The 26,367-nt window shown below is 69.1% G+C and carries 24 protein-coding genes; 17 read left to right on the forward strand and 7 right to left on the reverse strand.

Annotated features, from left to right (window positions below):
* Positions 1–131: 131 nt before the first annotated feature.
* Positions 132–992, reverse strand: a complete 861-nt coding sequence (locus AC3WOH_RS12260; protein WP_492229615.1) for a MurR/RpiR family transcriptional regulator — start codon at positions 990–992, stop codon at positions 132–134.
* Between the two features lie 113 nt (positions 993–1,105).
* Here AC3WOH_RS12260 and AC3WOH_RS12265 point away from each other — a divergent pair, with 113 nt between their 5' ends.
* Both AC3WOH_RS12265 and AC3WOH_RS12270 read left to right on the forward strand, forming a co-directional pair.
* Positions 1,106–2,110 (forward strand): Bug family tripartite tricarboxylate transporter substrate binding protein, encoded by a 1,005-nt coding sequence (locus AC3WOH_RS12265; protein ID WP_492229616.1) that lies wholly within the window; start codon positions 1,106–1,108, stop codon positions 2,108–2,110.
* A gap of 7 nt (positions 2,111–2,117) precedes the next feature.
* The gene (locus AC3WOH_RS12270) at positions 2,118–3,074 is read left to right on the forward strand and encodes a M14 family metallopeptidase (protein ID WP_492229617.1); all 957 of its coding nucleotides are present in this window, start codon (positions 2,118–2,120) and stop codon (positions 3,072–3,074) included.
* Here the strand turns inward: AC3WOH_RS12270 and AC3WOH_RS12275 are convergent.
* The gene (locus AC3WOH_RS12275; RefSeq protein ID WP_492229618.1) at positions 3,071–3,847 is read right to left on the reverse strand and encodes an AraC family transcriptional regulator; all 777 of its coding nucleotides are present in this window, start codon (positions 3,845–3,847) and stop codon (positions 3,071–3,073) included. The genes AC3WOH_RS12270 and AC3WOH_RS12275 overlap by 4 nt on opposite strands.
* Before the next feature lie 335 nt (positions 3,848–4,182).
* Here AC3WOH_RS12275 and AC3WOH_RS12280 point away from each other — a divergent pair, with 335 nt between their 5' ends.
* The 3 genes from AC3WOH_RS12280 to AC3WOH_RS12290 all read left to right on the forward strand — a co-directional run bounded on the left by AC3WOH_RS12280 (position 4,183) and on the right by AC3WOH_RS12290 (position 6,347).
* Complete coding sequence (locus AC3WOH_RS12280) at positions 4,183–4,842, forward strand: MSMEG_1061 family FMN-dependent PPOX-type flavoprotein (RefSeq protein ID WP_492229776.1); 660 nt, start codon at positions 4,183–4,185, stop codon at positions 4,840–4,842.
* Positions 4,829–5,560: a siderophore-interacting protein gene (locus AC3WOH_RS12285; RefSeq protein WP_492229619.1), complete on the forward strand. Its 732-nt coding sequence runs from the start codon at positions 4,829–4,831 to the stop codon at positions 5,558–5,560. Before AC3WOH_RS12280 ends, AC3WOH_RS12285 begins: the two co-directional genes overlap by 14 nt.
* A gap of 130 nt (positions 5,561–5,690) precedes the next feature.
* Positions 5,691–6,347 (forward strand): 2'-5' RNA ligase family protein, encoded by a 657-nt coding sequence (locus AC3WOH_RS12290; protein WP_492229620.1) that lies wholly within the window; start codon positions 5,691–5,693, stop codon positions 6,345–6,347.
* Positions 6,348–6,414: 67 nt separating this feature from the next.
* On the opposite strand, the gene AC3WOH_RS12295 is transcribed toward AC3WOH_RS12290, so the two are convergent.
* The 5 genes from AC3WOH_RS12295 to AC3WOH_RS12315 form a co-directional block, all read right to left on the reverse strand.
* Positions 6,415–8,223, reverse strand: coding sequence for a methyl-accepting chemotaxis protein (locus AC3WOH_RS12295; RefSeq protein ID WP_492229621.1), 1,809 nt, complete (start codon positions 8,221–8,223; stop codon positions 6,415–6,417).
* Positions 8,224–8,241: 18 nt separating this feature from the next.
* Positions 8,242–8,766 (reverse strand): chemotaxis protein CheW, encoded by a 525-nt coding sequence (locus AC3WOH_RS12300; protein WP_492229622.1) that lies wholly within the window; start codon positions 8,764–8,766, stop codon positions 8,242–8,244.
* 244 nt (positions 8,767–9,010) lie between these two features.
* Positions 9,011–11,545: a sensor histidine kinase gene (locus AC3WOH_RS12305; protein WP_492229623.1), complete on the reverse strand. Its 2,535-nt coding sequence runs from the start codon at positions 11,543–11,545 to the stop codon at positions 9,011–9,013.
* A 2-nt stretch (positions 11,546–11,547) separates the two neighbouring features.
* On the reverse strand, positions 11,548–12,324 hold the full coding sequence (locus tag AC3WOH_RS12310) for an ABC transporter substrate-binding protein (RefSeq protein WP_492229624.1): 777 nt from the start codon (positions 12,322–12,324) through the stop codon (positions 11,548–11,550).
* A gap of 165 nt (positions 12,325–12,489) precedes the next feature.
* The gene (locus AC3WOH_RS12315) at positions 12,490–12,861 is read right to left on the reverse strand and encodes a response regulator transcription factor (RefSeq protein ID WP_492229625.1); all 372 of its coding nucleotides are present in this window, start codon (positions 12,859–12,861) and stop codon (positions 12,490–12,492) included.
* Between the two features lie 142 nt (positions 12,862–13,003).
* Between AC3WOH_RS12315 and AC3WOH_RS12320 the strand changes: the two genes are divergently transcribed.
* The 12 genes from AC3WOH_RS12320 (at position 13,004) to AC3WOH_RS12375 (ending at position 26,358) form a co-directional block, all read left to right on the forward strand.
* Positions 13,004–13,708 (forward strand): response regulator, encoded by a 705-nt coding sequence (locus AC3WOH_RS12320; protein ID WP_492229626.1) that lies wholly within the window; start codon positions 13,004–13,006, stop codon positions 13,706–13,708.
* A gap of 51 nt (positions 13,709–13,759) precedes the next feature.
* Positions 13,760–14,470, forward strand: a complete 711-nt coding sequence (locus AC3WOH_RS12325) for a response regulator (protein ID WP_492229627.1) — start codon at positions 13,760–13,762, stop codon at positions 14,468–14,470.
* A gap of 203 nt (positions 14,471–14,673) precedes the next feature.
* Positions 14,674–15,588: a nitrilase family protein gene (locus AC3WOH_RS12330; RefSeq protein ID WP_492229628.1), complete on the forward strand. Its 915-nt coding sequence runs from the start codon at positions 14,674–14,676 to the stop codon at positions 15,586–15,588.
* A 64-nt stretch (positions 15,589–15,652) separates the two neighbouring features.
* Positions 15,653–16,816, forward strand: coding sequence for a substrate-binding protein (locus AC3WOH_RS12335; protein WP_492229629.1), 1,164 nt, complete (start codon positions 15,653–15,655; stop codon positions 16,814–16,816).
* A 124-nt stretch (positions 16,817–16,940) separates the two neighbouring features.
* On the forward strand, positions 16,941–18,587 hold the full coding sequence (locus tag AC3WOH_RS12340; RefSeq protein ID WP_492229630.1) for a methyl-accepting chemotaxis protein: 1,647 nt from the start codon (positions 16,941–16,943) through the stop codon (positions 18,585–18,587).
* An 8-nt stretch (positions 18,588–18,595) separates the two neighbouring features.
* A complete protein-coding gene (locus tag AC3WOH_RS12345; RefSeq protein ID WP_492229631.1) occupies positions 18,596–19,756 on the forward strand; it encodes a substrate-binding protein in 1,161 nt (386 codons plus the stop codon).
* A gap of 418 nt (positions 19,757–20,174) precedes the next feature.
* Positions 20,175–21,008, forward strand: a complete 834-nt coding sequence (locus AC3WOH_RS12350; protein ID WP_492229632.1) for a branched-chain amino acid ABC transporter permease — start codon at positions 20,175–20,177, stop codon at positions 21,006–21,008.
* Positions 21,009–21,018: 10 nt separating this feature from the next.
* The gene (locus tag AC3WOH_RS12355) at positions 21,019–22,818 is read left to right on the forward strand and encodes an ABC transporter permease subunit (RefSeq protein WP_492229777.1); all 1,800 of its coding nucleotides are present in this window, start codon (positions 21,019–21,021) and stop codon (positions 22,816–22,818) included.
* Positions 22,815–23,534: a branched-chain amino acid ABC transporter ATP-binding protein gene (locus AC3WOH_RS12360; RefSeq protein ID WP_492229633.1), complete on the forward strand. Its 720-nt coding sequence runs from the start codon at positions 22,815–22,817 to the stop codon at positions 23,532–23,534. Before AC3WOH_RS12355 ends, AC3WOH_RS12360 begins: the two co-directional genes overlap by 4 nt.
* A 12-nt stretch (positions 23,535–23,546) precedes the next feature.
* The gene (locus AC3WOH_RS12365) at positions 23,547–24,554 is read left to right on the forward strand and encodes an asparaginase (protein WP_492229634.1); all 1,008 of its coding nucleotides are present in this window, start codon (positions 23,547–23,549) and stop codon (positions 24,552–24,554) included.
* 9 nt (positions 24,555–24,563) lie between these two features.
* Positions 24,564–25,724: a transporter substrate-binding domain-containing protein gene (locus AC3WOH_RS12370; RefSeq protein ID WP_492229635.1), complete on the forward strand. Its 1,161-nt coding sequence runs from the start codon at positions 24,564–24,566 to the stop codon at positions 25,722–25,724.
* A gap of 4 nt (positions 25,725–25,728) precedes the next feature.
* A complete protein-coding gene (locus tag AC3WOH_RS12375) occupies positions 25,729–26,358 on the forward strand; it encodes an ANTAR domain-containing response regulator (protein ID WP_492229636.1) in 630 nt (209 codons plus the stop codon).
* Positions 26,359–26,367: the final 9 nt, after the last annotated feature.

The following is a 26,367-nucleotide window of genomic DNA, read 5'->3' on the forward strand; positions in this document are numbered from 1 at the left end:
CCGTTCTTCTGCGCCAACCCGGACAACGCGACGCTGAGGCTGTCGTTTGCGACGGCGGATGTGGAGAAGATCCGCGAGGGCGTGGCGCGCCTGGGGCAGGCCGTGTAGCGCGGGTTGCGCTGGGGGGCGCGTCAGGCGCTGCCTTCCTTCCAGTGCCGGGCCCACAGGGCCTCGCCGCGCTCCAGCGTGGCACCCAGCTCCTTCTTGCGGCGCTGCGCCACGGCCATCACGAGCGCATTGGCCACCGAGAGCGCGGCCGTGTACGAATCGAACGGCGAGGCGCTGGAGGTGCGCACCAGCAGCACATGGTCGGCCGAGGCGACCGCAGGCGCCGTCGGGTCGTCGGTCATGAGCACCACCTTGGCACCTTGCTCCCGGAAGTATTTCGCCGCACGCGTGATGGCCAGCGAATGGCGGCGGAAGGTGGGGGCCAGCAGCACGTCGTGCTCGCCCAGCCAGAGCATCTCGTCTTCGATGAACAGGGGGCTGGTGGCCGCCATCAGGCGCACCTCGGGCAGGCACATGTTCAGGTGCAGCGCCAGGTGGCCGGCAATGGGGGTGCCATGGCGCTGGCCCAGCAGGTGCACGCGCGCCTTGCGCTGCGTGAGCAGGCGCACCGTGGCCTCGAAGGCCACCACGTCCAGCGCGGCAAAGGTGGTGGCCAGGTTGTGCTGGTCGTGCAGCAGCACATTGTCCAGGCACGAGCGGATGGAGGTGTCGTCGCCAATGACAGCATCGGCCCGCGTGCCCGGGGTGGCGAGCAAGGCCGTCACCTCCGATCGGGCCTCCATCTGCGCCTCTGCGTAGCTCGCATAGCCCAGCTTGGTGAGCAGCCGCACCACCGTGGAGGCGCTGGTGTTCACCTTGCGCGCCAACTGGGTGGCCGATTCGAGCAGGCCCTGCGGGTGCTGGGCCTGGAGTTCGGCGACCAGGCGCTGTTCGCTCTTGGTGAGCTTCTTGCCGTAGCTGGCGATGCGTTGGTTCAGGTTCATGGCCATGGGATTGTGCGCAGATCGGGGCAATGTCCATTTTGCGCGTGTTGTTGCAAAATTAAAATCAAACTGCAAGAATGCCGTCAAATTTCATACATCCCTCCAGGAAGCCCATGAACTCCACATCCCCTGCCTTCACCCTGCGCCGCCGCGAACTCCTGGGTGCGGGCCTTGCTGCAGCCACGGTGGCATTGCCCTTGGCGGCCCGTGCGCAGGCCTTTCCCTCCCGCCCGGTCACCCTGGTGGTGCCATTCCCCGCCGGGGGCTCGGTGGACCTGATCGCGCGGCTTTATGCCGAGCCGCTGGCCAAGGCTCTGGGCACCCCGGTGGTGGTGGACAACCGCGCGGGGGCGGGCGGCTCCATCGCCAGCGCCCAGGTGGCACGCGCCAAGGCCGATGGCTACACGCTGGTGGTCTCGTCGCAAAGCTCGCACCTGGCCAACCCGCTCACGCAGGCCAATGTGGGTTACGACCCGATCAAGGACTTCGCCTCCATCGCCCAACTGGCGCGCACGCCCAATGTGCTGACGGTGAACCCGGCCGTGCCGGCCAAGACGGTCAAGGAATTCATCGCGCACCTGAAGGCCAACCCGGGCAAGCTCAACTACTGCAGCGCAGGGCCGGGCAGCATGGGCCAGCTCAACGTGGAGCTGTTCAAGAGCACCACGCAGATCGATGCGGTGCACGTGCCTTATAAGGGCGGCGGCCCCATGATCACCGCGCTGGTGGCCAACGAGGTGCAGTTCGCTCTCGACAACCTGGGCCCCTTCCTGCAGCAGATCCAGGCCGGCAAGCTGCGTGCGCTGGCAGTGGCTGCGCCCAAGCGCCTGGCCGTGCTGCCCGAGGTGCCAACCTTCGAGGAACTGGGCTACCCGCTGAGCAACGCCACCTCGTGGATCGGCCTGGCCGCCCCGGCCAAGACGCCGCCCGAGGTGCAGGCCGCGCTGTACAAGGCCGTGCGCGCCGTGGCCGAGCAGCCCGCGATGGTGGAAGGGCTGCTCGGGCGCGGCATGCTCGCGCCCGAGGCCCTGTCGTCTGCCCAGTTCACCGCCATGATGGGCGAGCGCCTGGCGGTCTATGGCGATCTGGTCAAGCGCCTGGGCATCCGCGGTGAGTGAGCGGCCCATGCCCCCGCAAGCGGCCTTCGCCCTCGACGATTCGCCCCTGGAGGTGCTGCCGCGCGACCTGTCGGCCTACCGCCGGGGCAACACCGGCGTCGACTACGTGCACCGCTTCGAATCGGGCCGTCCCGGCCCGCATGTGCTGATCAACGCGCTGACCCATGGCAACGAGATCTGCGGCATGGTGGCGGCCACGCACCTGCTGGACACGGGGGTGCGCCCGAAGATCGGTACGCTCACGGTGAGCTTTGCCAATGTGGAGGCCTACGAGGCCTTCGACATCGAGCGCCCGTACGAGAACCGCCAGCTGGTGCACAACCTCAACCGCATCTGGTCGCCCGAGATGCTTGACGGCAGCGAGCACAGCCCCGAGCTGCGCCGCGCGCGTGAGCTGCGCCCGGTGCTGGCCGCGGCCGACAGCATCCTCGATATCCACTCCACGCGCGCGCCGGTGCAGCCCTTCTGGGTCTACCCGGAGTTTGCGCGCAATGCCGCGCTCACCCTGGCCGTGGGCAACCCGCTGGTGCACCTGGTCATGCCGCCGGGTGCCGCGCCAGGTACTGGCGTGATGTCCTATGGCCGCCATGGCGATCCGGCCAGCGCCAGCCAGGGCGCGGTGGTGGTGGAGTGCGGCCAGCATTTCGCCCGCTCGGCGGCCGAGCTGGCCACCGATGTGACGCTGCGCTTTCTGGCGCACCACGGCCTCATCGAGGCCCTGCCGGCCCCGGCCGACGCTGCGCCTGCACGGCGTTTTCGGCTGCTGGAGGTGCACCTGGTGCAGACGCCGCAGTTCGCCTTCACGCGGCCGGTCATCGGCTTCGAGACCTTTGCCAAGGGCGAGCTGATCGCCACGGATTCCGGCAAGGAGATCCGTTCGCCTTGCGACGACTGCACCATCTTCATGCCCACGCGCGACCCCGTGGTCGGGCGCGAGGGCGTGTACCTCACGGTCCAGATCTAGAGCCGCAGCCGGTACACGGCCGGCGTCTCGCCGAAGGTGCGCCGGAACAGGGTGACGAACGCGCTGGCCGTGGCATAGCCCAGGTCCAGTGCAATGGCGTTCACTGGCACGCCGGCGGCCAGCATCTCCAGCGACCGCATGAGGCGCGCGCGCTGCCGCCAGGCGGTGAAGTGAAAGCCCGTCTCTTCCACGAAGCGCCGGCTCAGCGTGCGCGAGCTCGTGGCCGCCCAGCGCGCCCAGGCCTCCAGATCGCGCGCGTCCGCAGGGTCGGCAATCAGGGCGCGGGCAATGCGCTGCAGGCGTGCATCGCGTGGCAGCGGCAGGCCCAGGGGCTCGACGGGCAGGCTGCGGATCTCGTCCAGGATCACCCCGGCCACGCGCGACTGGACCGCATCGAGTGGCCCCAGTGGCCATTCGGCAGCGCGCAGCACGGCCTCGCGCAGCAGGCCCGAGGTGCGCAGGGTGCAGGCCGTGGCGGGCAGCGTCCGGCAGGCCTCTGGGTCGATGTAGACGCTCCAGCCATGGAAGGGCCCGTGCGATGCCGCCGAATGCCGGTGGTGCGGCGGCAACCACACGGCATGGATGGCCGGCACCACCCACACGGCCTCTTCCACCTTCACCGAGATCAGCCCGCGCAGCGAGCCGAACAGCTGGCCGCGCTCATGCTGGTGCGGCTCGGACATGCGCTCGCTGTCGTCCGAGCCCGCCGCCGCGATGAGCAGCGGGCCACCGGGTGCATCGATGACCCGGGGATCGAGTTTCAGGTCGGACATGGCGCGGGCGTGGAATGGCGGATACGAGCAATTGATTGGCTTGGATAGTTTACAACCGCCAAGTGAATGCGTCCTATTCTTGTCTCCATCGCAACCCTAGGAGCCAGACCATGCGCGCACAGGATGTACTGCCGGACCATGTCAACGAAGTGGAGGCGGGGGGTGTCACCGTCCGCAAGGGATCGGTGGGGGCCTTCCTCGCCAATGCACGGGTGCTGCAGGACCCTGCCACGCCAGCCGGGGAGCGCGACGCGGCGCGGCGCGACATCGGGGCGCTGGCCCCGGGGCTGCGCGCGCTCGGCCTGTTCGATGTGCTCGAAGTCCGGGACCCGCAACTGCGTGCGCTGGTGGCGCAGCCGGCCGCGGCCCGGGCCGATGCCGCCGACCTCGATGCGCTGTATGCGCCCCCGTCGGAGATGATCCAGAAGGCGGTGCTTGACCGCCTCATCGGTTTCCACGAACAGTACCTGAAGGCCGCGACCTTCTTCTGCCTGGCCACGGGCAGTGGCCAGGGGCTCGACGCCTCGCCGCGCGGCGGTCCGCCAGGCTTTGTGCGGGTGCTCGATGCCCACACCCTGGCCTTTGCCGACTGGCCGGGCAACAACCGCATCGAGTCGCTGCGCAACCTGCAGCACGACGATCGCGTGGGCATGCTGTTCCTCTTTCCCGGGCTGGAGGTGTTCCTGCGCATCAACGGCCAGGCCCGGGTGTCCACCGCGCCCGAATTGCTGGCCGAGCTGGCGGAGCAGGGGCGCACGCCCAAGACCGCCACGGTGGTGGTCATCAGCGAGGTGCTCATGCACTGCGGCAAGGCGGTGAACCGCGCCAGGCTCTGGGCACCCACGTCGCAGGTGGACCGCAAGGCGCTGCCCACGGTGGGGCAGATGCTGGCGGAGCTCACGCGGCTCGGGGATGCCGGCGCGCAGGTCAGCGAAGAACAGGTGGGCCAGATCGACGCGCACTACGACCACGAGGTGCGCCATGCACTTTACTGAGCCGCGCAGGCAGGGCCTGCTGGAGCGCACCTTCGATCGGCTGCTGCTGCGGGGCACCCGGGTGGCTGCGGTGGAGCAGGTGGCAGAACGCTTTCGGCTCATCACCCTGGAGGGCGAGGCCCTGCAGGGCGCGCCCTGGGCCCCTGGGCACAAGCTGCAGGTCAAGGTGGCGGGGCCCTTCACGGCGCGCACCTTCACACCCATCTTCTTCGATGCCGAACGCGGGTGCACGCGCATCCTGGGCCATGCCCATGGCGCTGGGCCGGGCAGCGACTGGCTGTGCCGCGTGCAGGTGGGCGATGCCTGCCAGGTTTTCGGGCCGCACCGCTCGCTGGCGCTTGGCGACCTCGCCGGGCCCGTGGTGCTGCATGGCGACGAGACCTCGTTCGGCCTGGCCGCGGCGGTGGGCGCGGCGATGGCCGGCAAGGCCTCGCCGCGTTGCGTGTTCGAGGTGGAGTCCAGAACCGAATCCGCCCAGGTGCTGCAGGCACTGGGCGTGGCACCCGCGCTGCTGGTGGAGCGGTGCGACGAGGCTGGGCGGCTGCAGGCCATCGGCGGGCTGTGGTCGCAGTGCCGTGGCGATGGCACGCGCTTCGTGCTCACGGGCCGGGCGCAGTCGATCCAGCAGGCGCGCCAGGCGCTCAAGGCGCGCGGCGTGCCGGCATCGCGCATCGTTGCCAAGGCCTATTGGGCGCCCGGCAAGGCGGGCATGGACTGAGTGAGGCTTTCCAGCCTGGTCGGTGCCCGGGGGCGTTCGCCCGCAGGTCCTGGTTACAGCTGTTCCCGTTGCGCACTGGACAAGCGGGCGCGCGAGCGCTAGTGTGGGGACCAGTCCATGGAGCCATGCCATGCCACACCAGCTGTCCTTGCCCGGGGTGGAGCCTGCCGAGCCACGTTCATCACGGCCGCACCCCCAGCCTGCTCCCGAGCGGCGTGCCCGGCCCCACCACCTCTTCTTTGCCGTGCTCGCGGACCCCGCGACCGCGTGGTGTGCGGACCGCATGCGCCGCGACCTGGTCGCGCGCCACCAACTCTCCGGCAGCGAGGTGCGCACCGAGCGCCTGCACCTGACCCTGGTCTCGCTGGACTGGCATGCCGAGTTTTCCCCGGCACTGGCCCTGTGGGCCGCGCGGGCCGCCAGCGGGGTGGACATGCCGGCCTTCAACATGCGGCTTGACCGGTTTCTGAGCTTTCACCGGCGCCGCGGCAATCGCCCGCAGGTGCTGTGCGGCGAGGGCGAGGGGGTCGCCGGCTTCCTGGCGCTGTACCAGGCGCTGCACGAGGCGTTGCAGGCGGCCTGGCCGCAACCGCACTTCGCCCGCAACGCGCCGGTCATCACGCCGCACATGACCCTGTTCTACAGCCCGCGCGACGTGCCCGAGCACCCGGTGGAGCCGCTGTGCTGGACGGTGCACGGCTTCCAGCTGCTCTACAACCGGCTGGGCTCGGGTGGCGCCTACCAGGTGCTGGGGCGCTGGGCCCTGGACCACCATCGGTTCCACTAGCCCGCTGACTGGACGCCGCGACCATCCCTCACGGCGCCCCCTGAATGGGCGGCCGGGAAGGCCGCGGTCAGAAGCTTTCCCAGTTGTCGTCCCCGCCTGCCGTGACTGCCTCTGGTGCGGCGGCCCTGGCGTGCTGCTGGCCGGCGGGCCCGGAACCCTGGATGCGGGCCATGGCGGGGTTGCCTGCGCGGGGCAGCTTGCGGCGCTCCGTGGAGATGCGGGACGGTGGCACCGGTTGCGGCATCGCGCTGCGTGGCGCACCACGGGTACCCTGCGGGGCGGGGGCGGTCAGAGCCATGCCATCGCGCGCGGGCAGGCGGAACACGGCCACGGCCTGCACCAGTTGCTGCGCCTGCAGTTGCAGGCTTTGCGCGGCGGCGGCGCTTTCCTCGACCAGGGCGGCGTTCTGCTGCGTGACCTGGTCCATCTGGGCCACCGATTGGCCCAGCGAGCCCACACCCGTGCTCTGTTCGCGGCTGGCAGCGCTGATTTCTCCCATGATGTCCGTCACGCGGCGGATCGAGTCCACGATCTCCTGCATGGTGTGGCCCGCCTGGTCCACCAGGGCGGAACCCTGCTCCACCTGGGTGACGCTGTCGGTGATCAGGGTCTTGATCTCCTTGGCGGCCTGCGCGCTGCGCTGGGCCAGGCTGCGCACTTCGCTGGCCACCACGGCAAAGCCCCGGCCCTGTTCGCCGGCGCGGGCCGCTTCGACGGCGGCGTTGAGCGCCAGGATGTTGGTCTGGAAGGCGATCGAGTCGATCACGCCGATGATGTCGACGATCTTCCTGCTGCTGTCGTTGATGCCCTTCATGGTGCCCACGACCTGGTTCACGACCTCGCCGCCCTTCACGGCCACTTCCGATGCCCCCACGGCCAGCTGGTTGGCCTGGCTGGCGTTGTCGGCGTTGTGGCGCACGGTGGTGCCCAGCTCCTCCATCGTGGCCGCCGTCTGCTGCAGGGCGCTGGCCTGTTCTTCGGTGCGCTGGCTCAGGTCGGTGTTGCCGGTGGCGATCTGGGTGGATCCGGTGGCGATCGAGTCCGAAGCGCCGCGCACCTGGCCCACGATCTCGGCCAGGTTGGCCTGCATGGTGGCCAGCGATGCCAGCACGCTGCTGCCGTGTGCCGCAGCGGCCCCGGGCACCGGGCTCAGGTCGCCGCTGGCCACGCGCTGTGCCGCATCGCCCAGTGCTGCGGGCTCGGCGCCCAGGGCGCGCGTCAGGCTGCGGGTGATGAGCACGCCGGCAAGCGTTGCGGCCAGGAACGCCACCACACAGGCGGCCAGCAGCAGGTTGCGCTGCAGGGCAAAGCGTGCGGCCGACTCGTCCATCATCTGCTGGGCGCGCTTTTCGGTCACGCGGCTGTATTCGCGCGTCTTGGCGATCAGTGCGGCCAGCAGGGGGCGGCATTCCTCGTTCATCTTGGCGATGGCCTCATCGCGCTTGCCGTTGAGGGCCAGGTCCACGATGGCCAGTGCCACGGGGCCGTACTTCGCCTCGATGGCATCGATCTCCTTCACCAGGGTGCGTGCCTGGTCGCTGGAATCGTCGGCGCCGGCGATCATGGCCTTGAGCTTGCCCAGTCGCTCCTGGACGTCCTGGTGCGCCTTGACCACTTCGGCCTTTTCCTCAGCGATCGCCTGCGGCGTGGTCACCAGCACCAGGTTGCGTGCGGCGATGGCGCGGCGGTCCACGGCGGTACGCACTGTCTGGGCCATATCGCCGCGTGCATTGATGCCCGTCACGTAGTGGTCGAAGGCGGTGTTGGCGTCCGACAGGGCCTTCCAGGACAGGCCCGAGACCAACAGCACAAGGATGGCGAGGCCCCCGAAAGCTGCGCCCAGCTTGGCGCGCACGGTCATGTTGCCGAAGTTCATGGTATCTCTCGTTTCTTGTTACAGCGAGATGCCCTTGCCTGAATCGACATGGGCTGCGAGCAATTGGGGGAGATCCAGCAGCAACAGGGTGCGTTCCAGCCCCTCTTGCGTGATGGAGGCGAGTCCGGTGACGTGGTGGGTGCTGCCGTGCTCGCCCAGCGAGGGCATCTGCCGGAACTGGCCGGCCTGCAGTGCCACCACGTCCGACACGGAATCCACCACCAGGCCCACCGTCTGGCGGCCAGCGGGGTTGATCACGACCGTGACCGTGCCAGCGTCGAAGGTCGGCGCCAGCCCGACGCAGACGCGCAAGTCGATGACGGGGACGCTCACGCCCCGCAGGTCGAGAACGCCCAGCACGTGGGGTGGGGCGCCAGCGATGCGTGTGGGTGGCTCGTAGAACCGTATTTCCTGGATGCCCAGGATGCTGATGCCGTAGGACTCGGTACCCAGCCGAAAGGCCAGGTATTCACCTGCTTCGTGGGCAGTGGCTGCAGTCCCGGACGCCACGGTGGGGGCGCTGGAGGCTGAACGGGGTGGCATGGCACGCTCCTTCAAAGTGATCGAAATGATATTTTCTATATTTTAATGATAAATATCATTTTTGCAACTTCGAATTTTTCTTTTCCTGGGGTCGATGGGACGCGTGCCCCGGTGCGGGGGGCGGTGGCCATGAGGGTTGGGGTGAGCAGCCGCGGTGCGGCGCGACAGGCCAAGGGGCGGGAAATGGCGGTGGATTCAGGGAGGGCGCGGCCCGCCTGCCTGTATGGCTGCCTGGCCAGCGGCCTTAGAGTTCTGCCGAAATGGTCTCGCTCGAACCCCGCGCCGGCAACACGACGTGGAACACGGAGCCGCGCCCGGGGGCGTTTTCGGCGTAGATCTGCCCGCCCATGGCTTCCACGATCTTCTGGCAGATCGCCAGGCCCAGGCCTGTGCCGCCCGAACCGTCCTTGGTCTTGCTCGATTGGCGGAAGGCCTCGAAGATGCTTTGGAGCTCCCCGGGCGGTATGCCCGGGCCGTAGTCGCGCACGGCCAGGCGGATCTGGCCGATGCTGTCCACCCGGCCCAGCAACTGGATGGCCGATCCCTCGGGCGAGAAGCGGATGGCGTTGGCCAGGATGTTGCGCACCACCTGTTGAAAGCGCACCGGATCCACCTTGGCGATGAGCGGTACCTCGCCCAGGCGCACGTCCAGGTACAGCCGGCCCGGGGCCAGCAGCGGCTCGAGTTCGCGCAGCACGGGGCGGATCACGCCGCGCAGGTCCAGCCGCTCCAGGTGAAAGGTGCCGACGGTGCTCTCGATCTTGGCCACGTCCAGCAGGTCGTTGACCAGGCTGAGCATGCGTTCGCCCGAGCGGTGGATGTCCTCGAACATGCCGGACAGCCGCGCGTCGGCCTTGGCGCGCAGCAGGCCCAGTTCGGAAAATCCGATGATGGACTGCAGCGGCGTGCGCAGCTCGTGGCTCATGTTGGCCACGAACTCCGACTTGGTGCGGGAGGCTTCCTCGGCCGCATCGCGGGCCTCCTGCGTCACGCGCTCGGCCTCGCGGAAGTCGGTCACATCCATCAGCGTGCACAGGATGCCGGTGGCTTCGCCCTGGGCGTTGAACACCACGGCCTTGGTCACGCGGGTGTCGCGCAGCGAGCAGTCGCCATGCAGGATGCGCGTCTCGAACTGCACCTGTCCTCTCTGGCTGAGCAGCATGCGGTCCGCACGGGCATGCACCATGGCCTCGTCGATGGGCAGGAAGTCTTCCAGGCGCAGGCCGACCACGTGCTTGCGCTGGCGGCCTTGGTACTCTTCCCAGGCGTGGTTGACCAGCACGATGCGGCTGTCCATGTCGGTCAGCGAGATCGGCAGCGGGTTCATCTGCAGCATCAGGTCGCGGAACTCGAGTTGGTTCTGCAGGTTGCGCTGCGCCGCCCAGCGCTCGGTCACGTCCACCGCACTGCCCGCGAAGCCCAGCACCCTGCCGTGCTCCAGCAGCGGTACCACGGCCACGTCGAACAGCAGGCGACGCCCTGTGCCCAGCTGGATCATGGCCTGGCAGGTGCGCACTCCCCCTTGTCCGCCGCGCTCGAACAGCTGGGCCGCCTGGCTGCGGTCCTGTTCGTCCACCAGCTCTGGCAGCAGGCGGCCGATGGCGGCCGATTCGTTGCCCCCGCTCAAGGCCGCCCAGCGCGCATTGACGAAGGTGATCACGCCGGACGCGTCGGTGCGAAAGATCAGCTCCTGCACACTGCGCATGAGAACGGCCAGCTCCCGCTCGCTGTGCGCGATGCGGGCCTGTGCCTGGTCGGCCAGCCGGTGCGCCGTCTCGCGCGCACGCAGGCTGCGCCAGGCCACCAGCGTGAGCAGCAGCAGCAAGGCGCTGGCGGCCGCGCCCACGTACAGGAAGCCCATTGAATTGTTGAGCCAGCGGCTGGCGGAGATCGCATGGCTCTCCTCCACCACCACGACCAGCGGTTGCGTGCGGGAAGCCCGGAACGCAACGATCTGCCTTGCGCCGCCCATGCCGGCACCGACGTAGCTGGCATGCTCCATGCCCGGCAGGTAGTCCCGGAACACCGGCAGCGCTGCCAGATCGCGCCCTGCCAAGGCAATGCCCGAGCTGACCAGCACCTCGCCGTCGTAGGAGGCGATGGCCGAGCCGAAACCCTCCTCGCCCACCGCGAGCTGCTGCCGGTTGGCCAGCGAGTCCGGGTTGAGCAGGCCCACCAGCTGCAGCGGCCGGCCGGCATCGTCCGCATAGCCCCGCACCAGGGGAATGAAGCCCAGGCCGCCGGGGGCGCTGAGGTCTGGCGCATCCCTGGCCAGGCTGGCCAGCCCGCGTCCGCGCAGGAAGGGGCCGATGGTGCTGCCGCCGTTGGACGGCACGGGCCCCAGTTGCTCGACCTTGATCACCAGCTCGGCTTCGCCCGCGAGGCTGCTGGCGATGACGCGGCCGCCGATGTCCACCACCGCAATGGCGCGCAGGTAGGGCGTGCCGGCCAGGGCCTGGCGCAGTGCCGTTTCGGTCTGGGCCGGTTCCTCCAGGGGCTTGCGCAGGGCGGCTGTCTCGGCCAGCGCCCCGAGCGCAAAGATGCCGCCCTCCACGGTGCGCGTGGTCTGGTCCTCCAGCATGCGCGCCAACAGTTCGGCCTTTTCCTGGTCCCAGCGCAAAGCGTTGGCCCGGTCGCCGAGTCCCACCAGCGTCGTGGCCACGGCCACCGCGACCGTGAGCAGCAGGCCGCTGGCCAGTGCCAGGGCGCTGACGCTGCGCCGCACCCGGGCCAGGGCGCGCAGCGCCTGCTGGAAGCGGGGCGGCGCCTGGGTGCCCATGTTCAGCGGATCACGATCTCGCGCAGGCCGTTGCGGCTGGCGGCGGCGTCGAGCCGTCCGTCGCGCTGGATGCGTGCCACGAAGTCGTCCAGGGCCTTGAGCCAGGCCTCATCCCCGGGTTTGGCGGCATAGGCATAGGGCAGCACATGCACGGGCTGGGGCGGCGCCACCAGCCGCGCCCAATCGGCGTTGTCCAGCAGGCGCCGGCTGTAGGGGTAGTCGGTCATGAACACGTCCACCCGGCCGCCCTCCAGCTCCCGCTCGCGCGTGGCGGGCGGGGTCACCGTGACCACCTTGGCGTGCTTGAGCAATTCGGCCATGGCCGGCCCCATGAAGGTGCCTGCCTGCACGCCCACCAGCACACCGGGCTTGTCGATGTCGGACCACTGCCGCACCACGGGGTTGCTCTTGGTCGTGATGCCATAGATCCCGCTGGCCAGGTAGGGGCGGGTGAACTTCAGGTGCTCCATGCGCTCGCGCGTCATGCCGATGGCGAACATGCCTGCATCGCAGCGGTCCGCCTTCAGATCCTGCACCAGGGTGGCGAAGGAGGATTCGACGTACTCCACCTTCATCTGCAGGTCCCGGCCCAGCTCGGCCGACAGATCGATGTCGATGCCGCTCAGCTGGCGTGTGCGCGGGTTGCGGAAGGTGACGCCATAGTAGTCAGGCCAGATGCACACGCGCACACTGTGGCGCGCCTTTACCCGGTCCAGTACCGGGCCGGCATGGGCACTGGCACCGAGCACCGCGGCCAGCAGGGCGGCGCCGAACAGCATGGCCCGGCGCAAGAAGGGGCTGCGCGGCAGGAGCGGGGGGCGAAGGGGCAGGGCACGCATCGATCCGTCAATCCGTCGGTGGTGGGGTGGGGCCAGGGGGTGCCCCGAGTATCGGCAATTCCACCGGAGCAGGCGAGGCCTGCATTGCCATGCCCGCCCGCCCCGTCACATGGCAGCTTCCAGCCGGTAGATGGAGGCCAGCACCTCGGCGGTGCGAAAGGGCTTGACCAGGTAGTCGTCTGCACCGGCCTGCAGGCCTTGCAGCTGGTCCTGCGCCTGGCCGAGCGCGCTCAGCATGATCACCTTGGCGTGCCGCAGGGCCGGGTCCGCCTTGATGATGCGGCAGACATCCAGGCCGGAGCAGGAGCCCGGCATCATCACATCCATGAGCACGATGTCTGGAACATGTTCACGCGCCATCGCCAGGCCGGTGGCGCCATCGGCGGCTTCGTGGATCTCGAAATCGTCGAACTCCAGTGTCATGCGCAGCAGTTTGCGGATGTCGGCGTGGTCTTCGACGATCAGTACCTTTTTCATGCAGTGGTGGCTTGCGTGCCCGGGTCTTGGGGCGGGGTAGGGAAGCAGCGGAGCGAATTTCTGACGGAAGTTCATCAGAAAAATCATTTTTATCAAATGCAGAGTGTAGTGCAAACAGTGAAAGCGTTAAACTGGCGAAGTCATGAAAAGTGAAACATCCTCTGAACCCGAGTTGTCTGGCCAAGCGCACGTGAGCACCTTCGAGGCCGCTCGCATGCTGGGCTTGGCCGTGCGTTCGGTGCAGCTGATGGTGGATCGCAACGAGCTGCGTGCCTGGAAGACCCCGGGCGGCCATCGGCGCATCTCGCGTGAGTCGGTGGAGCAGTGGCTGCGTGGCCGAGCGGGTGGTGGCGCAGTGCCTGCCGGCAGCGAGTGGGGGGGGCTCACCGGGCCTGCACCCCTGGCCGTGGTGCCGTCGGCGCCGCCCATGCCGCAGCCTGCGCCCACGCTGGCCCGTGAGGGTGCTGCGCAGGTCCTGCTGATCGAGGATTCCATCCATTTCCAGAACCTCGTATCGCTGCTGGTAGAGCAGAATTTCCCCGGCGTGCAACTGCACATCGCCAACGACGGCATCACGGGCCTGGCCATGTATGGCCAGATCCAGCCCGACGTGCTGATCGTGGACATCCTGCTGCCCGGCATCGATGGCGGGGCCCTGATCACCACGCTGCGTTCGCACCCGCAGTTCGCCAAGAGCCGCCTGATCGTCGTGACCTCGCTGGACGAGTCGCAGCGTGCGCCCTATGCGTTTGCGCTGCAGGGCGTGAACGTGATCCACAAGCCTCGCCTGGTGGCCGAGCTGCCGGCCCTGCTGGCCAGCGACCTGGCATTGAAGGCCGCCGGGTGAGCGCGTGAAAGCGTTCCAGGTACCAGGCACGCAGTCCATGGAGCCCCTGGCATGAAGAACCGGCGCGTGCTCCTGGTCGAGGACGACGCCTCCATCTCGCGCTTCGTCGCCATGGCGGTCGAAGACCTGGGGGTGGAGCTGGTACCCTGCGCCGATGTGGCTTGCGCGCTGGCCGAGCTGCAGGCCCGGCCCGCCCGCCTGCTGATCACCGACCTGATGCTGCCCGGCCTGTCGGGCTTTGACCTGCTGCAGCGTCTGCAGGCCGACCCGGCCCTGCAGGGCGATGCCAAGGTGGCGATCTTCAGCGCCGGTATCAATGCTGCCGTGCTGGCCCAGCTGGAGGCACTGCCCGTGTGGCGCGTGCTGCGCAAGCCGGCCTCGGTGGTGCAGTTGCAGACCTGTGTGCAGGACGCCCTGGCGGACGCAGAACCGCCCGCGCTGCCGCAGGCCCCCGCCGTGCCGGACGACGGCGATGTCGTCACCACCTACTTCGCCGGCAACACAGCTTTGTTCCACGCCTACCGTGCCAAGTGCCGCGTGCAGTTGCCGCACGACCTGCAGGCCGGCGATGCGGCGCTGGACCTGGGGGACCTCGCGGCCCTGCAGCGCCTGTCGCACAGCCTGGCCACGGTGCTGCGCACCCTGGGATGGAGCGCCGACAGCGTGGTGGCCAAGCAGATCGAAGCGGCCGCGGGGGCCGGCGACCAGGCGGCCGCCAGGCAGGCCTGGGAGCGGCTGCGTCCCCGCCTGTTGAAGGTATAGATTTGCTGCATGGTGCGCGGGCGCGGCATGCACGCCATGTGACAAGTTGTTGACGCGCCATTTTTCCGCGTCCATAATTTGCAGCACCGGCGCGGTATCCGCCGCACCGGGACCTCAGCAACATTGCTGACCACATACCGGCTATGAAAGCCCCTGACATGCGCTACCGCGCGGTCAGGGGCTTTTTGCTTTTTGGAGCTTGAATGTCATCTTTGTCGTCTGCCCCGGGACACCGCCTTGCGCCGGGACCGTCCGCGCGCCTGGTCACCGTGGCCAGCATCCAGATGGAGCCGCGCATCGGCCGCAAGGAGGAGAACCTGGCGCGCTCCGTGGCCCTGGTGGAGCGTGCCGCCGCCAGTGGCGCAGCCCTGGTGGTGCTGCCCGAGCTGGCCAACAGCGGCTACGTGTTCGACAGCCGCGCCGAGGCCTTCGCCCTGGCCGAGGCCGTGCCGCACGGGCCCACGGCAGCGGCCTGGGCCGAGGTCGCGCAGCGCTGCAACATCCATATCGTGGCCGGCATGGCCGAGCGCGACGGCGACCGGCTCTACAACGCTGCCGTGGTCATCGGTCCCACCGGGTGGCTGGGCACCTACCGCAAGCTGCACCTGTGGGGCGACGAGCACCTGTTCTTCGAGCCCGGCAACCACGGCCTGCCCCTGTTCCATACCCCCTGGGGCCGCCTGGGCGTGGTGATCTGCTACGACGGCTGGTTCCCCGAGGTCTACCGCCTGCTGGCCATGCAGGGCGCCGACGTGGTGGCCATGCCTACCAACTGGGTGCCCATGCCGGGCCAGCCTGCGGGCAGCCCGGCCATGGCCACCACCCTGGCCATGGCCAGCGCCCACAGCAATGGCCTGAACATCGTCTGCGCCAACCGCACCGGCACCGAGCGCGGCCAGCCCTTCATCGGGCAAAGCCTGATCGTCGATGCCCAGGGCTGGCCGCTGGCCGGGCCCGCCGCCGTGGAGGGCGCGGACACCGTGCTGCTGGCACAGCTCGACCTGGCGGCCACGCGCCGGGCGAGGCAGCTCAATGCCTTCAACCACGTGCTGCGCGACCGGCGCGACGACCTGTACGACCCCATGCTGGGCACCGGCTGGCCGCTGCCGCGGCACTGATTCCATTTTCTTACCCCCTGTCCCTTTCCGTTCTGTTATCCCTCTTCAACCAAGGAGCCTTCTGATGAAAACCATCGCTTCCCTCGTGCGCTACGGCGCCATCGCCCTGGCCGCCGCGCTGGCCCTGCAGGCCCAGGCCGCAGACCCCATCCGCATCGGCGTGGCCGTGGGCCTGTCGGGCGCCAACAGCGTGGTGGCACCGGCCGTGGTGCAGTCCTCGCAACTGGCGGTCGAGGAGATCAATGCCGCGGGCGGCATCCTCGGGCGCAAGGTCGAGCTCGAGATCGTGGACGACGCCTCGGGCGCCGTGGGCGCGCAGAAGGCTTTCGACACCCTGGTGTTCCAGAAGAAGGTCGACGCCATCATCGCCATGGAGACCAGCGCCGCGCGCAACGCGGCCCTGCCCATCGTTTCGCGCGGCAAGGTGCCCTACATCTACACCTCGTTCTACGAAGGCCGCTCGTGCAACCCCTGGATGTACGTGAACGCCTGGGTGCCCGAGCAGCAGGTGGCGCCCATCGTCAACTATTTCTGGTCCAACCTCAAGGCACGCAACTTCTTCCTGGTGGGCAACGACTACGCCTTTGGCCGCGGCATGCTGGACTTCACCAAGAAATACATCGAGAAGAATGGCGGCAAGGTGGTGGGCGAAGAGTACCTGCCCATCGACGGCTCCGACTGGACCTCGGTGATCAGCAAGATCCGCGCAGCCAAGGCCGATGCGCTGATCAGCGCCACGGCCGGCGGCGCGCCCAATGTCTCGCTGGCCAAGCAGCTGCAAGGCTCGGGCCTGAACCTGCCCTACGGCAACCTCGCCATCGACGAGGCCACGGCCAAAAACATGGGCGATGTGGCCACCGGCATGTACATGTCGGCCTCGTACCTGACGACCATCGACACGCCCGAGAACCAGAAATTCATGGCGGCGATGACCAAGAAGTTCGGCGCCGACCTGAAGACGCCCAACGAGCTGTCCGAGCCGCAGTACGAGGCCTTCCACCTCTACAAGGCCGCCGTCGAGAAGGTGGGTGCGGTGGACAAGGACAAGATCATCAAGGCCCTGGCCGAAGTTGCCTACACCGGCCCGCGCGGCGAGGTGCGCATGGACAAGAGCCGCCACGCCCCGCTGGCCATGCGCCTGGGCCAGATCCAGGCCGGGGGCGCCATCAAGATCCTGCAGACCTTCAAGGGCGTGGACCCTGGCGTGCAGTGCCCTGACCTGAAGTAAGCGCCTCGTTCCCCTCCGGCGCCTGCGGTGCCGGATTTCTCCCCCTCCCATCCCCTGCCCAGGCGGGCGCACCGCGCCGCCCGCTGGCGCAGCCATGCCCACCGTCCTGTCCGAGGAGCCTTGCATGCCCTTGCACCGTTTCACCCATTCCATTGCAGGCCGCCTGGCGCTCGGGTTCGGCTGCCTGCTGGCGCTGATCGTGGCCGTGGCCGCCATGAACGCCTGGTCCTCGCAGCGTGTCGGCCAGCAGGTGCGCCAGATCGTGGAGGTCAACAACCAGCGCGCCACCCTGGCGCGCGAGCTGCTGGACAACATCAACCTCATGGCCGTGCAGGTGCGCTCCATCGTGCTGCTGTCGGACATGGCGGAGCTCAAGGCCGAAGTGGCCGTGCTGGAGAAGGCGCGCAGCGACTATGTGCGCACCGAGAAGGCGCTTGCCGCCGCGCTGGCCGAGGCCCGTGCCGACGAGCGCCGCATGGCGGCCGACACCGCCCTGCGGGGCGCGCGCGGCATGGCCCTGGTGCAGCAGGCGGCCCGGCACGGGCTGGCAGGCGCCAACATCGACGCCACGGCCACGCTGGCGGAGTTGCGGCCCGTGGAGGCGCAGTGGCGGGCCGGGATCAATGCGCTCATCGCCCTGCAGGCCGAGCGCAACGCCGCGCTGGCCACGGAGGTCGGCGCGCAGATCCAGCGCGCCACGGCCATCGGCGCCTTGCTGGCGCTGGCCGCAGTGGCCCTGGGCGTGCTGGTGGCCTGGCGCATTGCGCGTGGCATCCAGCGGCCGGTGGAGCGCGCGGTGCGCATCGCAGAGCGCATTGCCGAAGGCGCGCTGGACAACGCCATCACCCCCGCCGGCCAGGGAGAGGTGGGCCGGCTGCTGGACGCCATGGCCACCATGCAGCGGCGCCTGCGCGGCCTGGTGGCCGACATCCGCGATGCGGCGGTGAGCATCGACGCCGCCAGCGGCGAGGTGGCTGCCGGCAACCTGGACCTGAGCCAGCGCACCGAGCACGCAGCGGCGCGCCTGCAGGAGGCCGCGCATGCGCTGGACCAACTCGCCGGCCGGCTGCACGGCAGCGCCGAGGCGGCCGGGCAGGCCAACGGTCTGGCGGGCAGCGCAGCGGCGGTGGCCCGGCGCGGCGGCACGGCCATGGAGCAGGTGGTGGCCACCATGGGCGAGATCGACCGCTCGTCGCGGCGCATCGCCGACATCATCGGCGTGATCGACGGCATCGCGTTTCAGACCAATATCCTGGCGCTCAATGCGGCCGTGGAGGCGGCCCGCGCCGGCAATGCGGGGCGCGGCTTTGCCGTGGTGGCGGGGGAGGTGCGTGCATTGGCACAGCGCAGCGCCGTGGCGGCCGCCGAGATCAAGGGCCTGATCGCCGACAGCCTGGCCCATGTCACGGCCGGTGCGCGCCTGGTGCAGGGCGCGGGCACCACCATGGCCGATATCGTGGCCAGCGTGGGGCAGGTGTCGGGCCTCATCGGCGAGGTGGCCATCGCCTCCACCGCGCAAAGCGGGCGCATCCAGGGCATCAACCAGGCCATTGCCGAGCTGGACGATGCCACGCAACAGAACGCCGCGCTGGTGGAGGAGGGCGCGGCCGCAGCCGGCAGCCTGCAGGAGCAGTCGCGCCGCCTGCTGGCACTGGTGTCCACCTTCCGCCTGGATGCCAATGCCGGCATCGGATTGCCCAGGGACTTGGCCGTAGCCACTGCGCCCCGGGCGGTTGCACCATGGCCCTTGCCCCTGGTGGCCGCACGATGAGCCGCGCGATGGCAAGGCCGATCCACCTTCTCGCCTGGCTGCTGTGGGCCGCCGCCGGTGCCGCACCTGCGCAGCCGCGCGCGGGCGAGCCCATCCGCATCGGCGTGGCCGTGGGCCTGTCGGGCGCCAACAGCGTGGTGGCACCGGCCGTAGTGCAGTCCTCGCAACTGGCGGTCGAGGAGATCAATGCCGCGGGTGGCATCCTGGGCCACCTGGTGCAACTGGAGGTCATGGACGACGGTTCGGGTGCGGAAGGGGCTCGCAAGGCGGTCGAGGCGCTGGTGTCCCACAAGCGCGTGCATGCCCTGATCGCCATGCAGACCAGTGCCGCGCGCAATGCGGTTCTGCCCATCGTCGCGCGCGCCCAACTGCCTTACATCTACACCTCGTTCTACGAGGGGCGTTCGTGCAACCCCTTCATGTACGTCAACGCCTGGGTGCCCGAGCAGCAGGTGGCGCCCGTGGTCGAGTACCTGGCGCGGCAGCGCAATGCGCGCAGCTACTTCCTCATCGGCAGCGACTACGCGTTCGGCCGCGGCATGCTGGAGTTTGCGCGCCAGACCATCCAGAAGGCGGGCGGCAAGGTCGTGGGCGAGGAGTACCTGCCCATCGACGGCAGTGACTGGACCGCAGTGATCGCCAAGGTCCGCGCGGCCCACCCCGATGCGCTGGTCAGCGCCACGGCCGGTGGTGCGCCCAATGTGTCGCTGGCCCGGCAGCTCAGGGCGGCCGACGTGCGCCTGCCGCTGGGCAACCTGTCCATCGACGAGGGCACGGCGCGCGAGATGGGCAGCACGGCCACGGGCATGCTGATGGCGGCGTCGTACTTCCCGTCCATCGACACCGCACACAACCGGGCCTTCCGCATGCGCATGCTGGTGCGCTTCGGCGCCGATCTCAAGGCACCGAACGAACTGTCGGTGCCGCAGTACGAGGCCTTCTTCCAGTACAAGGCCGCGGTGGAAGCAGCGGGCAGCACCGATGCGGCCAAAGTCCTCAAGGCGCTGGGCGAGGTCACGGTGACCGGCCCGCGCGGCACCCTGCGCATGGACAAGGGGCGGCACACGCCGTTGCCCATGCGCCTGGGGCAGGTGCGCTCGGACGGCAGCATCCGCATCCTGGAGACCTTTGCCAGCGTGGACCCGGGCGCGCAGTGCCCGGGCCTTTGAAGCACCTGTCCGGCGCGCAGGCGCTGGACGCACTGACAGGAGGAAATTGCGGGGCAGGCCGCCCCGCGCTTGGTTGACGCTGGTGTGACCGGCTGTCATAATCGATTCGACTGCACTGGCACAGCCACGGCAGTCCTTCAGCAGCATTGCTGACCACATACCGGCTATGAAAGCCCCTGACATGCGCGCACCGCGCGGTCAGGGGCTTTTTGCTTTCTGGAGTCTGAAAAATGTTCCGAGTGGGATCCCTCCCGCCACCACCACCGCTACGGCTACCCCAGCGCACGCCGCAGGCACGGCCTGTGCATTGCGCTTTGCGCTCTCTCGCCCCTCACAAGAATCCTGGAGACCACCGATGACAAGAACAACCCCCCGCACCCGCTTCGGCTGCACCCACCCCTTCGACTAGGAGCACACCATGGTTCTATTGCTGGATCTGCTCACCACCGCGGCGATGCTGTTCGTCGTCACGGCGGGTTTGATGATGGTCTTCGGGGTCATGAAGATCGTGAATTTCGCGCACGGCGCGCTGCTCACTTTGGGCGGCTACGCGAGCTATGTGGTCACGCGGCTGCAGCTCGATCCCTGGCTGGCCTGGCCGCTGGCCATCGTGGTCGGCGTGGCCGTGGGCATGCTGGTGGAGGCGCTCATCGTGCGCCCGCTGTACAAGCGGCCGCTCGACGCCATCCTGGCCACCTGGGGCCTGGGCATCGTGATCGGCCAGCTCATCGTGATGGCCTTTGGCCGCGAGGTGCAGTTCGTCGGCGCACCGCTGTCGGGCACCTGGCGCGTGGCGGGCGTGGACTACTCGGCCTACCGCCTGGTGCTGGTGCCGGTGGCCATCGCCCTGTGCCTGGCGCTCACCGGCCTGCTCAGCGGCACGCGCTTTGGCGTGCGCACGCGCGCCGTCATCATGAACGAGGACCTGGCCAGCAGCCTGGGCATCCACTCGGGCCGGGTGCGCTTCATCACCTTCAGCCTGGGCGCGGGCCTGGGCACGCTGGCTGGCGCCATGATCACGCCGCTGTCCAGTGTGGACCCCAACATGGGCCTGCCCTGGCTGGTCAGCGCCTTCATGCTGGTCATGGTCTCGGGCCATTCCATGGCCAGCCTGCTGCTGACCTGCGCCGTGTTCGGCGCGGCCCAGGTGCTGGTCAGCACCTATGCCAGCCCCGTCCTGGGCGGGCTCACCATCGCCGTTCTTGCAGCCGTCACGCTGCGCATCCGTCCCAAGGGGTTTGCCCGTGGCTGATACCACCCTCATGAACCATGCTTCTGCGCCGCAGTCCGCGGCCGCGGCGCCGCCCGGCGCCACCTACCGCTTCGTGGTGCTGGTCGCCATCGGTGCGGTGCTGCTCATCGCCGGCCCGTGGATGTTCGACACCTACCTGCTCAACATCCTGATCAAGGCCTTCTTCTTCGCCATCGCGGCGATCACGGTGGACATCCTCTGGGGCTACACGGGCTACCTGAGCTTCGGCCAGTCGGCCTTCTTCGGCATCGGCGCCTATGCGGCCGGGCTGGTGTTCACGCATGGCGGGTTCAGTGCGTTCACGGTCACGTTGGCGCTGGGCGCCACGCTGCTGGCCAGTGCGGCCGTGGCCGGCCTGGTGGGCTGGCTGTCGTTCTACCGCGGGGCCTCGCCGTTCTTCGCCACGGTGATCTCGCTGGTGCTGCCCATCGTGCTCACCCAGTTGCTGCTGTCGGGCGGCAGCGCCACGGGGTCGAGCTCGGGGCTCACCGGCTACCCCACGTTCGACTGGTCCATCGAGGCCTGGTATTGGGTGGCCGGCGGCATGCTGGCCGTGGCCGGTGCCATCGGCTGGGTGCTGGTGCGCAGCGACGCGGGCCGCGTGCTGGTGGCCATGCGCGACAACGAGGTGCGCTGCACCTACCTGGGCATCGACACCTCGCGGGTGAAGATCGCGCTGCTGGTTGCCATGGGCGCCATGGCCGCCGTCGCGGGCTTCGGCTATGGCAGCTTCAGCGGCGTGGTGGCGCCCGAACTCGCGGGCTTTGCGCTGGGCACCGAGCTCATCATCTGGGTCGCGCTGGGCGGGCGGGGCACGCTGTGGGGGCCGCTCGCAGGCGGGGTGCTGATCAACGTGGCCACGGCCTACCTGAGCAGCAGCATGCCCTTTGCCTGGCAGCTGATCCTGGGCGCGGCCTTCGTGGTGGTGATCGTGCTGTTTCCTGAGGGGCTGATCCCGCTGCTGCTCAAGCCCTTCGGCCTGCTGCAGGGCGCGGGGCGCAGGCCGCTGCTGCAGGAGCGGGCGCCCGCTGCCGAGGCCAGTGCGCCTGGCGCGGCGGCCATCCGCATGCAGGGCGTGACCAAGCACTTCGGCTCCCTGAAAGTGCTGCAGGGCATCGACTTCGAGGCGCGGTCCGGCGAACTGGTCGGGCTGATCGGCCCCAACGGTGCCGGCAAGACCACGCTGATGCGCTGCATGAGCGATGGCGCCGAGCGCAGCGGCGGCGTGGTGGAGCTGTGCGGCAGCGATATCGGCCAGCTGCCGCCCGAGGCCTGCGTGCGCCTGGGTCTGGGGCGCAAGTTCCAGAACGCCAACATCTTCGAGTCGCTGACCGTGGCCGAATGCCTGCGCATTGCCGGCACGCGCCTGTCGCGCCCCTCGTTGCTGCGCCAGGACCCTGTGCTGCGCCTGCCGCCCTACGCGCTGCACGTGGTGCGCACCACGGCGCTGGAAGGCAAGCTGGCCACCGTGGCGCGCGACCTCTCGCACGGCGAGCAGCAGGCGCTGGAACTGGCCATGGTGCTGGCGCTGGAGCCGCGCGTGGTGCTGCTCGACGAGCCCACTGCCGGCCTGACCAAGACCGAGCGCACGCAGATCGGCGAAGTGCTGTCATCGCTGGCGCAGCGCTATGGCCTGTGCTGCCTGCTGGTGGAGCACGACCTCGACTTCGTGGAGTTGATCTCCACCCGCATCGTCGTGCTGCACCAGGGCGCCATCGCCATGCAGGGCAGCTTCCAGGAGGTGGTGAACTCACCCCTGGTCAAGACCATTTACTCGGGCAGTGCCCACACCCCCCAGGAGGCCGCATGAGCGCCACCCCTTTTCCGCCCGCGCTGGCACTCGACGGCGTGACCAGCGGCTACCGTGCCTCCGTGGTGCTGCGCGACCTGTCGCTGCAGGTGCGCAAGGGCGAGGCCGTGGCCCTGCTGGGCAAGAACGGCATGGGCAAGAGCACCTTGCTCAAGACGGTGATGGGCTTCCTGGCCAAGAAGGCCGGCGCCGTGCACCTGAACGGCGAGAACATCACGCGCCTGCCGCCGCACCGCATCGCGCGCCAGGGCATCGCCTACGCCTCGCAGGAGCAACCGCTGTTCGCCGACCTGAGCATCCGCGACAACCTGCGCCTGGGCCTGGCGCAGGAGTCGCTGTTCGAGGAGCGCTTTGCCGCGGTGGAGCCGCTGGTCCCGGTGTTCAGGAGCCGCCTGGCGCAGTACGCGGGCACGCTCTCGGGCGGCGAGCAGAAGATGCTGCTGCTGGCGCGCGCGCTGATGGTGCGCCCCTCGGTGATCCTGCTCGACGAGATCACCGAGGGGCTGCAGCCCTCGGTGATCGACCGGCTGGCCCAGGCCCTGCTGCACGAGCGCGCGCAGCATGGCACCAGCCTGCTGATCGTGGAGCAGAACGTGCCCTTCGCGCTGCAGGTGGCGGACCGCTATGTGGTCCTGAAGCAGGGCGAGCTGGTGGACGAGGGCCTGGCCAAGGCCGAGGGAGCGGTCGAGTCCGTGTTCAACCATTTGAGGGTCTGACGGATGTTTGCCATGGACCACCTGGCCCCGGTGGCATCGCCCCTGCCGCTGTGCCAGCTCATTGCCACGGGCGGCACTATCGCCATGAAGATCGACCCCGATCGCGGCGGCGCCGTGCCTGCCCTTTCGGGGGCGGACCTGCTGGTCGCCGTGCCGGCCGTGGCCCGCGTGGCCCGGCTGGAGGTGCGCGAGCTGTTCAACATCCCCTCGGACCACATGGATGCGGGGCGCTGGGTGGAGCTGCAGCGGGCGGTGGACGAGGCGCTGGCACGCCCCGAAATCACTGGCGCCATCGTCTCGCACGGCACCGACACGCTGGAGGAGACCGCCTGGTTCCTGGACCTCACCCTCGCCAGCGACAAGCCGGTGGTGCTGGTGGGGGCCCAGCGCAATGCCTCGGTGCCCGATTTCGACGGGCCGCGCAACCTGCTCAATGCGGCGCGCATCTGCGTGGAGCCGCGCGCGCGGCGCCAAGGCGTGCTGGTGGCGATGAACAACCAGATCCACGCCGCACGCGAGGCCACCAAGACCCACACGGCCGATGTGGAGGCCTTCAAGTCCGGCGACTTCGGCCTGTTGGGCGTGGCCGACGAGGACCGGGTGGTCTTTTCGCGCCAGCCCGCGCGGCGTATGCACCTGCCACTGCAAGCGGGGGAGCTGCCGCGCGTGGAGATCGTGCCCATGTTCGCGGGGGCCAGCGGCGATCTGTTGCGCGCTGCAGTGGCGCTGGGCGCGCGCGGCATCGTGGTGCAGGCCCTGGGTTTTGGCAATGTGAACGCCGATATGCTGGCCGCCGTGCGGGAGGCGATTGCGCACGGGGTGGCCGTGGCCATCTCCACCCGTGTGCCCAATGGCCGCGTGCAACCGGCCTATGGCTTCGAGGGCGGGGGGCGCACGCTGCAGGCAGCGGGCGCGGTGTTCGCCGACAATCTGAGCCCGCACAAGGCCCGCATCCTGCTCATGCTGGCGCTGCAGAGCGCCAGGACCACCCACCAGCTGCAAAGCCTGTTCGACCAATGAAGGAGCGCCATGCCCGATGACCTTTCCCTGCCGCCGCAGCCCGCCCAGGACGAGGGCTGGCGCGTGGGCGTGCTGTTCTCCCGCTCGGGCCCCACGGGTGTCACCGAGTCGGAGCACTTCTTCGGCACGGCCCTGGCCATCGAGGAGATCAACCAGCTGGGCGGCGTGCTCGACCGGCCGCTGGTCCCCGTGGTCTACGACCCCAAGGGCGACATCGCCGAGTACCGCAAGCTGGCCACGCGCCTGTTGCTGGAGGACGAGGTCACCGTGGTCTTCGGCTGCTCGCGCTCGTCGAGCCGCAAGGCGGTGCTGCCGGTGGTGGAGCGCAACAATGCCCTGCTGTGGTACTGCTCGTTTTACGAGGGCTTCGAGTACTCGCCCAACGTGATCTACACGGGCGCCGTGCCCAACCAGAACAGCGTGCAGCTGGCCGCCTACCTGATGCAGAACCGCGGCACGCGCTTTTACCTGGTGGGGGCCGACTACATCTACCCGCGCGAGTCCAACCGCATCATGCGCGACATGGTGGAGCAGCACGGCGGCGAGATCCTGGACGAGGTCTACCTGCCCATCGAGGCGGGCAGCGCCGAACTCAAGGAGGTGCTCGCCGACATCCGCGCCCAGCAGCCCGACGTGGTGTTCTCCACGCTGGTGGGCCAGTCGGCCCGGCTGTTCTACCAGCTGTACCGGGATTTCGGGCTGGACCCGAAGAAGATGCCGATCGCCAGCCTGTCCATGGCCGAGGAGGAGATCCGCCTGATCGGCCCGGCACTGTGCGAGGGGCACATCACCTCGGCCACCTACTTCGGCTCGGTGCAGAACGAGAGCAACCAGCGCTTCACGGCGCTGTGGCGTGAGCGTTTCGGCGACCGGCCGACCAGCACCTGGTCCGAGATGGCCTACACCCAGGTGCACCTGTTCGCCCGGGCCCTGCAGCGCGCCGGCAGCATGGACCGGCGCAAGCTGGTGGAGGCGGCGCGCGCCGTGTCCTTCGACTCGCCCGAAGGCCGCGTCACGGTGGACGCCGAGAACAACCACTGCACCCTGACGCCGCGCATCGGCATCTGCCGGGCCGACGGGCAGTTCGACATCGCCTGGGAGGCCTCGGAGCCGGTGCGGCCCGATCCGTACCTGTCTACTTTTGGTTTCTCAGAGTTTTGGCTGAGGTAAGTCGATGAGTTCCAGCCTTCGCCGTCTTTACGAAGACCTGCGCAGCATCAGCGTCACCGTGGTCTACCCGCCGGGGGAGGACCGCGACGTGGTGGTGCAGCAGTTGCAGCGCATCGGCTGCCGCCTCAAGGTGGTGTGGCCGTTTCCTGCCGAGCCGCCCACGGGGGTGGACGTGATCTTCTTCCAGGTCTCGCAAGACCTGGAAGGCAGCAGCGCCTGGAACGCCAGCGCGGTGGACGCAGCCTTCGTGGCCCTGTCGGACTACGAAAGCCCCACCACGCTCAAGCTGCTGCTGGATACGCGGGCGCACGGGGTCATCACCAAGCCGTTCCGCTCCTCGGGCATCCTCAGCACGCTGGTGCTGGCGCGTGCGTCCCAGGGTTTCCAGCAGCGCCAGCAGGGCAAGATCGAGAAGCTCGAATCCACCATCAAGTCGCGGCGCCAGATCGAAAAGGCCATCCGCGTGCTGGTGGACTACCAGCGCATGACCGAGGCCCAGGCCTACGAGCACATGCGCGAGCGCGCCACCGGCCTGCGCGTGACGGTGGCCGAGGTGGCCGCCATGCTGCTGGAGACGCACGAGGCCATGGAGAAGCTGGGCTTCGGCGCGGCCAAGCCGGCCGGCCGCAAGTAGCAGGGCGCG

The organism is Acidovorax sp. FW305-C-20-28, assembly GCF_058783375.1.